Source organism: Pseudomonas sp. S30, assembly GCF_016518545.1.
GTDB lineage: Bacteria > Pseudomonadota > Gammaproteobacteria > Pseudomonadales > Pseudomonadaceae > Aquipseudomonas.
Genome location: NZ_JACVTO010000009.1, coordinates 197,600 through 208,400, shown reverse-complemented (window position 1 = coordinate 208,400; position 10,801 = coordinate 197,600). Strand labels below are relative to the sequence as shown.

The following is a 10,801-nucleotide window of genomic DNA, read 5'->3' as shown; positions in this document are numbered from 1 at the left end:
CGCAAAACCCCTATCTGCTCGCGCAGGTAGGGGTTTTGTCTTTTTGGCGATCCGCCAGGGTTGCACAGCGCCGCCCCCTGGGTAAGCCGGGCGGCCTGCGCAATCAATGGTTACTCCCCGGGCGCAGCACCATCTCCCACATTTCGGGTCGGAACACTAGAATAGACCCGACCCTTGCAGCAGAATCCTCTATGTCCAACCCTGTCGACCCCCAAGCGCTGGCCGCCCAGCCGCTGGATGAACTCGTGGCCTGCCACGAGTGCGACCTGCTGCTGCGCAAGGCTGCGTTGCAGCGGGATGAAAAAGCCCTGTGCCCGCGGTGTGGCTACGAGCTTTATGCCCACCGTCACAATGTCATCGATCGGAGCCTGGCATTGGTGCTGACCGCGCTGCTGCTGTACGTGCCGGCCAATTTCCTGCCCATCATGCAATTGCACCTGCTGGGTCAGAATGCCGACGATACGGTGTGGAGTGGGGTGCTGGGGCTTTACCACTCGGACATGCGCGAAATCGCCGTGGTGGTGTTCCTGTGCAGCATGGCGGTACCCCTGCTCAAGTTGCTGTGCCAGTTGCTGGTGTTGTTGAGTATTCGGCTGAATGTCGGGCGCAGCACGGGCCTGCTGCTTTATCGCCTTTATCACCACTTGCGCGAGTGGGGCATGCTCGAGGTGTATTTCATGGGCGTGCTGGTGGCGATCGTCAAGCTTGTCGACCTCGCGGAGCTCACCGTAGGCCTGGGGTTGTTCTGCTTCATAGGGCTGCTGCTGGTTCAGGTGTGGCTGGAAGTGGTGATGTCGCCTCATCAGATCTGGGGCGCACTTTCCGCGGAGGGCAGCCATGCGCGCGATTGATGCCGGTATCCTGGTGTGCAATGAATGTCATGCGCTCAACCGTCACGTTCCCGGCAGCGACTCGCAGCATTGCAGCCGATGCGGTGCTGTGGTGCATGCCCGGCGCCCCAATAGCATCGCCTATACCTGGGCCTTGCTGATCACCGCGATGATTCTCTACATTCCTGCCAACCTGCTGCCGATCATGACGGTCAGCACCCTGGGCCAGGGCAGTCCGGACACCATCATGTCCGGCGTGATCACGCTGATGAAGCACGGCATGCTGCCGATTGCCGCGGTGGTGTTCACCGCCAGTATCCTGGTGCCGACCTTCAAGCTGATCGGGCTCGGGCTGTTGCTGTACTCGGTACAGCGTCGCCAGCCACTTTCCGCCAGGCAGCGAATCCTGATGTACCGTTTCATCGAATTCATCGGCAGGTGGTCGATGTTGGATATCTTCGTCATCGCCATCCTCGTTGCGGTGGTGAAATTCGGGCGTATCGCCAGTGTCGAAGCCAATCTGGGCGCTATCGCCTTTGCCGCTGTAGTGATTCTTACGATGCTTGCTGCCTTAACCTTCGATCCCCGACTGATCTGGGACAACACGGAGTCGGACGACGACCATGAGTGACCTGCCAACGGCAAAAACCCGGCCAGCTTCCAATTGGTCGGCCATCTGGATTCTCCCTCTCATCGCGCTGCTGATCGGTGGCTGGTTGGCCTGGCAGGCCTATCGGCAGGCCGGTGTGGAAGTCCAGGTGCGGTTCGAGACGGGCGAAGGCATCGTTGCCAACAAGACCGAAGTGATGTTCAAGGGGATGTCGGTCGGCAAGGTCAAGGAGCTGGTTCTGGATGCCGACGGCAGCGACAAGGGGGTGATCGCCACCCTCGAGATGAACAAGGCGGCAGACGTGCATCTGACCACAGGCACGCGCTTCTGGCTGGTCAAGCCCAGCGTCAGCCTGGCTGGAATATCGGGACTGGAGACCTTGGTGTCGGGCAATTACATTGCCGTGGATCCGGGGCAAGGCGAGCCTACCAAGCAGTTCAAGGCCCTGGCCGAGGCGCCGCCGCTGTCGGACAAGGAGCCTGGCCTGCACCTGACCCTCAAGGCGGAACGTCTGGGTTCGCTGAACCGCGACAGCCCTGTGTTCTACAAGCAGATACAGGTGGGCAGGGTAAAGAGCTACAAGCTGTCCGACAACCATGAAACGGTCGAGATCAAGCTGTTCATCGAGCCGCAGTATGCCAATCTGGTGCGAAAGCATACGCGTTTCTGGAATGCCAGTGGCATCAGTATCGATGCCAACCTGTCTGGCGTGAAGGTGCGCAGCGAATCGCTGTCGAGCATCGTCGCCGGCGGCATCGCTTTCGCGACGCCGGAATATCGCAAGGACAGCCCGCCCACGGATCCGAACCTGCCGTTTCGCCTGTACGAGGATTTCGACGCAGCCCAAGCAGGCATTCGAGTCAAGGTTCACCTGAGCGACTACGAAGGTTTGCAGGCAGGTCGTACGCCAGTGATGTACAAGGGTATCCAGGTCGGCTCCATGAAAGCCCTGAAGATGGACGACGACCTCAGTGGCGCCATGGCCGAGCTGACGCTCGATCCTCTTGCAGAGGACTATCTGGTAGAAGGGACGCAGTTCTGGGTGGTCAAGCCGTCGATCTCGCTGGCGGGCATCACCGGAATCGAGGCGTTGGTCAAAGGTAACTACATCGCCATTCGCCCTGGTGAGAAGGGCGCCCGGCCGCAGCGCGAGTTCGAAGCGCGGCCCAAGGCGCCGCCGCTCGATCTCAAGGCGCCGGGGCTGCATCTGGTGCTGTTCGCCGATACCCTTGGCTCGCTCGAAGTCGGCAGCCCGGTGACCTACCGCCAAGTGAGGGTGGGTAGCGTGCAGAGCTACCAGTTCGCTCGCAACAGCAAGCGCATCCTGATCGGCGTGCACATCGAGAAGGAGTACGCCAACCTGGTCAACGGCTCGACACGCTTCTGGAATGCCAGTGGGGTCACCCTCACCGGCGGTCTGTCGGGGATCAAGATCAAGAGCGAGTCGCTGCAGACGCTGATGGCCGGTGGTATCGCCTTCGATACACCACAGCCCAACGTGCCGCTCAAGCGCCATATCCCGCGTTTCCGCCTGCTGGAGAACGAAGAGGCTGCCAATCGCCTGGGTACACCGATCACCATACGTGTCGAGCGTGCCGACGGCCTCAAGCCGGGTACGCCCATTCGCTTTCGCGGGCTCGAGGTCGGCAGTATCGAGCGCGTCGACCTGACGGCCGACCTGCAGGCGGTGTTGCTCCATGCACGCATCACCGACGCTGCCGATCGTATCGCGCGGGTAGGTACGCAGTTCTGGGTGGTCAAGCCGTCGCTAGGGTTGCTGCGCACGGAGAATCTCGACACGCTGGTGGGGGGGCAGTACCTGGAGGTGCAGCCCGCGTCGACCAATCGAGGGCCGCAGCGAGACTTCAATGCCTTGGCCGACGCGCCTGAGGTAAAGGGCGCGGAGGTCGGTCTGCCGCTGACGCTCAGTGCGCCGCGCCTGGGCTCGATCAAGCCGGGCGTGCCGGTTAGCTATCGGGAAGTGCAGGTAGGCAAGGTCGTCGGTGCAGAATTGGGCCAGAGCGCTGATCGAGTGCTGATCCACATCCTCATCGAGCCACGCTACGCCTCGCTGGTACGCAGCGGCAGCCGTTTCTGGAACAGCAGCGGCTTCGGCTTCGACTGGGGCCTGTTCAAAGGGGCAACGGTCCGTACCGAGTCGCTGGAGACCCTCATCGCCGGCGGTATCGCTTTCGCAACGCCCGAAGGTGAGCAGATGGGCAATCCGGCCCGTCCTCAGCAGACCTTCGCGCTGTTCGAGAAGGCCGACGATGCCTGGTTGCAATGGGCGCCGAAGATTTCGTTGGGTAAGTGAGGCGTTGGTCGGGCTGCCTTGCGGTAGCCCGACCTGCTGGGAGCGCCAGAAAGAATTCATCGCAGGCAACAAATCGCAGGCAACAAAAAACCGACCCTAGGGTCGGTTTTTGTTCAAGCGCGTCGCTTAGGCAGCTGCGGCTTCTTTCAGCGCCTTGATGTGGCCATTGAGACGGCCTTTATGGCGAGCAGCCTTGTTCTTGTGGATGATGCCTTTGTCGGCCATACGGTCGATGACAGGCACAGCCAGGGTGTAGGCGGCTTGCGCTTTTTCAGCGTCTTTAGCGTCGATGGCCTTGACTACGTTTTTGATGTAGGTACGGACCATGGAACGCAGGCTGGCGTTGTGGCTGCGACGCTTCTCAGCCTGTTTTGCACGTTTCTTGGCGGAAGGTGAGTTGGCCACCGTCGAGCTCCTCGAAAGACTTTTGGGTAAATAGCAAACAAATAAGGCCGCGAATCATGCCGATGAGTCGGACGGATGTCAAGGCCAGTTGCAAGGATCTGCCGAGTGGCACGTGCGCGCGGAAGGAGAGATTCCTTTCTGCGCAACGACCTGTAAACTCGGGAGTTTTGGCACCCTTGCAGAGGGGCGGGAGTATCGCACACTCCGGCGCCATCTGGCAGCTCTCACGTCTCAGGCGCACATTTTTTCGATGAACTTGCTCAAATCCCTCGCTGCGGTCAGCTCCATCACCATGATTTCCAGGGTGCTGGGTTTCGTGCGCGACACCCTGTTGGCGCGGATATTCGGTGCAGGCGTGGCCACCGATGCCTTCTTCATCGCCTTCAAGTTGCCCAACCTGCTGCGGCGCATCTTCGCCGAAGGGGCATTCTCCCAGGCCTTCGTGCCGATCCTTGCCGAATACAAGACACAGCAGGGCGAAGAGGCCACGCGCACTTTCATTGCCTATGTCAGCGGCTTGCTGACGCTGGTGCTGGCAGTGGTGACGGTGCTGGGCATCCTGGCCGCGCCCTGGGTGGTATGGGTCACGGCGCCTGGTTTCGTCGACAGCGCCGAGAAATACCAGCTGACCACTTCGCTGCTGCGGGTGACCTTTCCTTATATATTGCTGATTTCCTTGTCGTCGCTGGTTGGCGCGATCCTCAATACCTGGAACCGCTTTTCGGTGCCCGCCTTCACACCCACCTTGCTGAACGTGGCGATGATCGGCTTCGCCGTCTTTCTCACGCCCTATGTCGATCCACCGATCATGGCGTTGGGTTGGGGCGTGCTGGCAGGGGGGCTGGCGCAACTGCTCTACCAGTTGCCTGCGCTGAAGAAGATCGGAATGCTCGTGCTGCCGCGGCTGAACCTGCGTGACAGTGGCGTATGGCGCGTGCTCCGGCAGATGCTGCCAGCGATCCTCGGGGTATCGGTGAGTCAGATCTCGCTGATCATCAACACCGTCTTCGCGTCATTCCTGGTGGCAGGCTCGGTGTCCTGGATGTATTACGCCGACCGGCTCATGGAATTGCCTTCCGGCGTGCTGGGTGTGGCGCTGGGCACCATCTTGCTGCCGACGCTGGCCAAGACCTACGCCAATCGCGACCGTGAGGAGTATTCGCGCATTCTCGACTGGGGGTTGCGCCTGTGCTTCCTACTAGTGCTGCCCTGTACGCTGGCCCTGGCGCTGCTGGCCGAGCCGCTGACGGTCGCGCTGTTCCAGTATGGCAAGTTCACGGCGACCGATTCGGCCATGACCCAGCGGGCGCTGATCGCCTACTCGGTGGGACTGCTGGCGATCATCCTGGTCAAGGTGCTGGCGCCGGGCTTCTATGCGCAGCAGAACATCCGTACACCGGTGAAGATCGCGATCTTCACGCTGGTCTGCACCCAGTTGTTCAACCTCGCGCTGATCGGTCCGCTGCAGCACGCCGGCCTGGCCCTGGCGATCAGCCTGGGTGCGTGTCTGAACGCCGGTCTGCTGTTCTGGAAGCTGCGCACGCAACAGTTGTTCCAGCCTCAACCGGGATGGACGCCGTTCCTGCTCAAGCTGGTACTGGCCGTGGGCCTGATGTCCGCAGTGCTGGTGCTGGGCCTGCACTTGATGCCGGCCTGGGAACAGGGGGGTATGCTGGCGCGACTGCTGCGGCTGGGCGCGCTGATCCTGGCCGGTGTGCTGACCTACTTCGGTTGCCTGCTGCTGTGCGGCTTCCGGCCTCGGCAGTTCGCTCGCAAGGCGCTGCATTGAGGTCGGCCCGCGGCCAGGCGTCGATTTTTCCAACTCCATGGCCCTCAGTGGCGCTGTTACCTGTCACCGGCGCTCGGGTGTGGTTATAATCGAACACTTTATGAGCAAGAAGCGCGTTATGCAGCTGGTTCGAGGTCTTCACAACCTGCGCCCCGAATACCGGGGCTGCGTCGCCACCATTGGCAACTTCGACGGAGTGCACCGGGGCCATCAGGCGATCCTGGCGCGCTTGCGCGAGCGCGCCCAGGCCCTCGGCCTGCCGACCTGCGTGGTGATCTTCGAGCCACAGCCGCGCGAATATTTCGCCCCCGATACCGCCCCTGCACGCCTGGCGCGTCTGCGGGACAAAGTCGAGCTGCTGGCGGGCGAGGGGATCGACCGCATCCTGTGCCTGCCTTTCAATCGACGCCTGAGCGAATTGAGCGCCGAACAGTTCGTCGAAACGATACTGGTAGACGGCCTTGCCGTGCGCCATCTGGAGGTCGGTGACGACTTCCGTTTCGGCTGCGACCGTGCCGGCGACTTCGCTTTCCTGGTCGAGGCCGGCCGGCGCCATGGCTTCAGTGTCGAAGCCGCGCACACCGTAGTGCAGGACGGGCTGCGGGTCAGCAGCACTCAGGTACGCACGGCGCTGGCCAATGCCGACTTCGACCTGGCCGCCCACTTGCTGGGCCGTCCCTACACCATCACCGGGCGAGTGCTGCATGGGCAGAAGCTGGCGCGCCAGCTCGGCACGCCCACCGCCAACGTGCAGCTCAAGCGCCGCCGCATACCGCTCTCGGGTGTCTACCTGACCAGTGCCGAGATCGACGGCAAGGTCTGGCCGGGCATCGCCAACATCGGGGTACGTCCCACCGTCGCCGGTGACGGGCGTCCCCACCTGGAGATTCATCTGCTCGATTACGCCGGCGACTTGTACGGTCGTCGGCTGACGGTGGAGTTTCATCAGAAGCTGCGCGAGGAGCAGCGATTCGCCTCCCTGGAGGCGCTGAAGTCGGCGATCGACGCGGACATCGCCGCCGCGCGTGCCCACTGGCACGCTCAACCGCTAACCAAGAGCCTGAAATGACCGACTACAAAGCCACGCTTAACCTCCCGGACACCGCCTTCCCCATGAAGGCCGGCCTGCCCCAGCGCGAACCGCAGATCCTGCAGCGCTGGGACAGCATTGGCCTGTACCGGAAGTTGCGCGAAATTGGCAAGGACCGTCCGAAGTTCGTCCTGCACGACGGCCCGCCCTATGCCAACGGCAAGATCCACATCGGTCACGCGCTGAACAAGATCCTCAAGGACATGATCGTCCGCTCCAAGACCCTGTCAGGTTTCGACGCGCCTTATGTGCCTGGCTGGGACTGCCACGGCCTGCCGATCGAGCACAAGGTCGAGGTCACCCACGGCAAGCACCTGAGCCCCGACCAGACCCGCGAGCTGTGCCGTGCCTATGCCGCCGAGCAGATCGAAGGGCAGAAGACCGAGTTCATCCGCCTGGGTGTGCTGGGTGACTGGGACAATCCGTACAAGACCATGGACTTCGCCAATGAAGCCGGCGAGATCCGTGCGCTGGCGGAAATGGTCAAGCACGGCTTCGTGTTCAAGGGCCTCAAGCCGGTGAACTGGTGCTTCGACTGCGGCTCGGCCCTGGCCGAGGCCGAGGTCGAGTATGCCGACAAGAAGTCCCACACACTCGACGTTGCTTTCCCGATCAGCCTGCAAGACGAAGCCAAGCTGGCCGCCGCGTTCGGGCTGCAGACGCTGGGCAAGCCCACCTCGATGGTGATCTGGACCACGACCGCGTGGACCATCCCCGCCAACCAAGCGCTGAGTGTCCATGCCGATTTCAGCTACGCGCTGGTGGACGTGGGCGATCGCCTGCTGGTGCTGGCCGAGGAGCTGGTTGAGGCCTGCCTGCAGCGCTATGGTCGAGAAGGCCAGATCGTCGCGCGGGCGCCGGGGGCGGCACTGGAGCTGATCAATTTCCGTCATCCGTTCTACGATCGCAACTCGCCGGTCTACCTGGCAGATTACGTCGAGCTCGGCGCGGGTACCGGTATCGTCCACACGGCGCCGTCGTACGGTGAAGACGACTTCGTGACCTGCAAGCGTTACGGCATGCATAACGATGAGATCCTGACGCCCGTCCAGAGCAACGGCGTCTATGCGGACTCGCTGGAATTTTTCGGCGGCCAGTTCATCTTCAAGGTCGGCCCGGCCATCGCCGAGAAGCTGCAGGAAGTCGATGCCCTGCTGCACACCGAAGTCATCACCCACAGCTACATGCACTGCTGGCGCCACAAGTCGCCGCTGATCTACCGCGCCACTGCGCAGTGGTTCGTAGGCATGGACAAGCAGCCTGACAACGGCGAGACCCTGCGCGCGCGCGCGCTCAAGGCCATCGAGGATACCAAGTTCGTCCCGGCCTGGGGCCAGGCGCGCCTGCACGCGATGATCGCCACGCGTCCCGACTGGTGCATCTCGCGTCAGCGCAACTGGGGCGTGCCGATTCCGTTCTTCCTCGACAGGCAGACTGGCGAACTGCATCCGCGCACGGTCGAGCTGATGGAGGAAGTGGCCAAGCGTGTCGAGCAGCAGGGTATCGAAGCCTGGTTCAAGCTCGATGCCGCCGAACTGCTGGGTGAGCAAGCCGGGCAGTACGACAAGATCACCGACACCCTGGATGTGTGGTTCGACTCCGGGACCACGCACTGGCATGTGCTGCGCGGCTCGCACGACATCGGTCATGCCACCGGTCCACGTGCCGATCTTTACCTGGAAGGGTCCGACCAGCACCGTGGCTGGTTCCACTCGTCGCTGCTCACCGGTTGCGCCATCGACGGGCATGCGCCCTATCGCGAGCTGCTTACCCACGGTTTCACCGTGGACGAGAACGGCCGCAAGATGTCCAAGTCGCTGGGCAATACCATCGAGCCCGAGAAGGTCAACAACACCCTGGGCGCCGACATCCTGCGCCTGTGGGTCGCTGCCACCGACTATTCCGGCGAGATGGCGGTGTCCGAGCAGATCCTGCAGCGCAGCGCCGATGCCTACCGGCGCATTCGCAATACCGCACGTTTCCTGCTGTCGAATCTGTCCGGCTTCGACCCGGCACGCGACCTGCTGGCACCTGAGGAGATGGTGGCGCTGGACCGCTGGGCGGTGGACCGTACCTTGCTGCTGCAGCGCGAGCTGCAGGAGCACTACGACGAATATCGCTTCTGGAACGTCTACTCCAAGGTGCACAACTTCTGCGTGCAGGAGCTGGGCGGTTTCTACCTGGACATCATCAAGGACCGGCAGTACACCACCGGTGCCAACAGCGTCGCACGGCGTTCCTGCCAGACGGCGCTGTATCACATCAGCGAGGCGCTGGTGCGCTGGATCGCGCCGATCCTGGCCTTCACCGCTGACGAGATCTGGCAGTACCTGCCGGGCGAGCGCAACGAGTCGGTCATGCTCAACGAGTGGTACCAGGGCCTGACCGAGTTGCCGCAGGACAGCGAGCTGGATCGCGCCTATTGGGACCGCATCATGGCGGTCAAGGCGGCAGTCAACAAGGAGCTGGAGAACCAGCGTTCGGCCAAGGTCATCGGCGGCAACCTGCAAGCCGAGGTCACGCTGTTCGCCGAGCCGGGCCTGAGTGCCGACCTGGCCAGGCTGAGCGACGAATTGCGCTTCGTGCTGATCACCTCCGCCGCCAGCGTGGTGCCGTTCAGCGAGGCGCCAGCCGAGGCAGTGGTCACCGAAGTGGAAGGGCTCAAGCTGAAAGTGGTGAAGTCAGGTCATGCCAAGTGCGCGCGCTGCTGGCACTTCCGCGCCGATGTCGGCAGCCACGCGGAGCATCCGGACATCTGCGGCCGTTGCGTCGACAACATGAGCGGCAGTGGCGAGGTGCGCCACTATGCCTAATGTCGCAGCAGGGCGCTTCGGGCGCCTGGCCTGGTTGTGGTTGAGTCTGCTGGTGCTGGTCCTTGACCAGGCGACCAAGCTGTACTTCGACAATGCCCTGACCATGTATCAGCAGATCGTGGTCATTCCCGACTATTTCAGCTGGACCCTGGCCTACAACACCGGAGCGGCCTTCAGCTTCCTGGCCGACAGCTCCGGCTGGCAGCGTTGGTTGTTCGCCCTGATCGCGGTGGTGGTCAGCGCCGTGCTGGTGGTGTGGCTCAAGCGCCTGGGACGCGACGAGACCTGGCTGGCGGTCGCGCTGGCCCTGGTGCTGGGCGGGGCCATTGGTAATCTCTGGGACCGGGTGGTGCTCGGGCACGTGGTGGACTTCATCCTGGTGCACTGGCGCAACACCCATTACTTCCCAGCCTTCAATCTGGCCGACAGTGCGATCACCGTCGGCGCAGTGATGCTGGCTCTGGACATGTTCAAGAGCAAGAAAACCGAGGAGGCCGTGCATGACTGACACCCGGATCGGCCAGAACACCGAAGTGACCTTGCACTTCGCCCTGCATCTGGAAAACGGCGACACCGTCGACAGCACCTTCGACAAGACGCCGGCCACCTTCAAGGTGGGCGACGGCAACCTGCTGCCGGGTTTCGAGAATGCCCTGTTCGGCTTCAAGGCCGGCGACGAGCGCACCTTGAGCATTTCGCCGGAAAGCGCCTTCGGTCAGCCCAACCCGCAGAATGTCCAGATCATGCCACGCTCGCAGTTCGAGGGCATGGAACTGTCCGAAGGCCTGCTGGTGATCTTCAACGATGCGGCCAATACCGAGCTTCCGGGTGTGGTCAAGGCGTTCGATGAGCAACAGGTGACCATCGATTTCAACCATCCGCTGGCTGGCAAGACCTTGAGCTTCGAGGTCAGGATCCTCGACGTGAAGGCCTTGTGAGTCTGGAGCCTA

9 protein-coding genes are annotated in these 10,801 nt (G+C 62.4%); 8 read left to right on the top strand and 1 reads right to left on the bottom strand.

From position 1 onward, the window contains the following. Positions 1–191 precede the first annotated feature (191 nt). Genes IAE34_RS12835 through IAE34_RS12825 form a run of 3 tightly spaced genes read left to right on the top strand, consistent with a single transcriptional unit; the run spans position 192 to position 3,754 of the window. Positions 192–851, top strand: coding sequence for a paraquat-inducible protein A (locus tag IAE34_RS12835; protein WP_200139328.1), 660 nt, complete (start codon positions 192–194; stop codon positions 849–851). Further along, entirely contained in the window at positions 838–1,461 is a 624-nt protein-coding gene (locus tag IAE34_RS12830; RefSeq protein WP_200139327.1) for a paraquat-inducible protein A, read from the top strand. The genes IAE34_RS12835 and IAE34_RS12830 overlap by 14 nt, the downstream gene beginning before the upstream one ends. After that, on the top strand, positions 1,454–3,754 hold the full coding sequence (locus IAE34_RS12825) for a PqiB family protein (RefSeq protein WP_200139326.1): 2,301 nt from the start codon (positions 1,454–1,456) through the stop codon (positions 3,752–3,754). Before IAE34_RS12830 ends, IAE34_RS12825 begins: the two co-directional genes overlap by 8 nt. A gap of 126 nt (positions 3,755–3,880) precedes the next feature. On the opposite strand, the gene rpsT is transcribed toward IAE34_RS12825, so the two are convergent. Next, the gene (gene rpsT, locus IAE34_RS12820) at positions 3,881–4,159 is read right to left on the bottom strand and encodes a 30S ribosomal protein S20 (RefSeq protein WP_010220592.1); all 279 of its coding nucleotides are present in this window, start codon (positions 4,157–4,159) and stop codon (positions 3,881–3,883) included. Between the two features lie 250 nt (positions 4,160–4,409). On the opposite strand from rpsT, the gene murJ reads away from it, so the two are divergent. The 5 genes from murJ (at position 4,410) to IAE34_RS12795 (ending at position 10,789) form a co-directional block, all read left to right on the top strand. After that, the gene (murJ, locus tag IAE34_RS12815; protein ID WP_200139325.1) at positions 4,410–5,948 is read left to right on the top strand and encodes a murein biosynthesis integral membrane protein MurJ; all 1,539 of its coding nucleotides are present in this window, start codon (positions 4,410–4,412) and stop codon (positions 5,946–5,948) included. A gap of 118 nt (positions 5,949–6,066) precedes the next feature. Then, entirely contained in the window at positions 6,067–7,017 is a 951-nt protein-coding gene (ribF, locus tag IAE34_RS12810) for a bifunctional riboflavin kinase/FAD synthetase (RefSeq protein ID WP_200139324.1), read from the top strand. Next, positions 7,014–9,851 carry an isoleucine--tRNA ligase gene (ileS, locus tag IAE34_RS12805; protein WP_200139323.1) on the top strand — a complete coding sequence of 946 codons (2,838 nt, stop codon included), beginning with the start codon at positions 7,014–7,016 and terminating at the stop codon, positions 9,849–9,851. Before ribF ends, ileS begins: the two co-directional genes overlap by 4 nt. Then, complete coding sequence (gene lspA / locus IAE34_RS12800; protein ID WP_200139322.1) at positions 9,844–10,359, top strand: signal peptidase II; 516 nt, start codon at positions 9,844–9,846, stop codon at positions 10,357–10,359. The genes ileS and lspA overlap by 8 nt, the downstream gene beginning before the upstream one ends. Further along, the gene (locus IAE34_RS12795; RefSeq protein ID WP_200139321.1) at positions 10,352–10,789 is read left to right on the top strand and encodes an FKBP-type peptidyl-prolyl cis-trans isomerase; all 438 of its coding nucleotides are present in this window, start codon (positions 10,352–10,354) and stop codon (positions 10,787–10,789) included. The genes lspA and IAE34_RS12795 overlap by 8 nt, the downstream gene beginning before the upstream one ends. Positions 10,790–10,801 lie beyond the last annotated feature (12 nt).

What these genes read in the sequence shown, in the direction of transcription:
- IAE34_RS12825 (WP_200139326.1), top strand. Translation starts at nt 1,454, where the DNA reads ATGAGTGACCTGCCAACGGCAAAAACCCGGCCAGCTTCCAATTGGTCG.
- ileS (WP_200139323.1), top strand. Translation starts at nt 7,014, where the DNA reads ATGACCGACTACAAAGCCACGCTTAACCTCCCGGACACCGCCTTCCCC.
- murJ (WP_200139325.1), top strand. Translation starts at nt 4,410, where the DNA reads ATGAACTTGCTCAAATCCCTCGCTGCGGTCAGCTCCATCACCATGATT.
- lspA (WP_200139322.1), top strand. Translation starts at nt 9,844, where the DNA reads ATGCCTAATGTCGCAGCAGGGCGCTTCGGGCGCCTGGCCTGGTTGTGG.
- IAE34_RS12795 (WP_200139321.1), top strand. Translation starts at nt 10,352, where the DNA reads ATGACTGACACCCGGATCGGCCAGAACACCGAAGTGACCTTGCACTTC.
- IAE34_RS12835 (WP_200139328.1), top strand. Translation starts at nt 192, where the DNA reads ATGTCCAACCCTGTCGACCCCCAAGCGCTGGCCGCCCAGCCGCTGGAT.
- ribF (WP_200139324.1), top strand. Translation starts at nt 6,067, where the DNA reads ATGCAGCTGGTTCGAGGTCTTCACAACCTGCGCCCCGAATACCGGGGC.
- IAE34_RS12830 (WP_200139327.1), top strand. Translation starts at nt 838, where the DNA reads ATGCGCGCGATTGATGCCGGTATCCTGGTGTGCAATGAATGTCATGCG.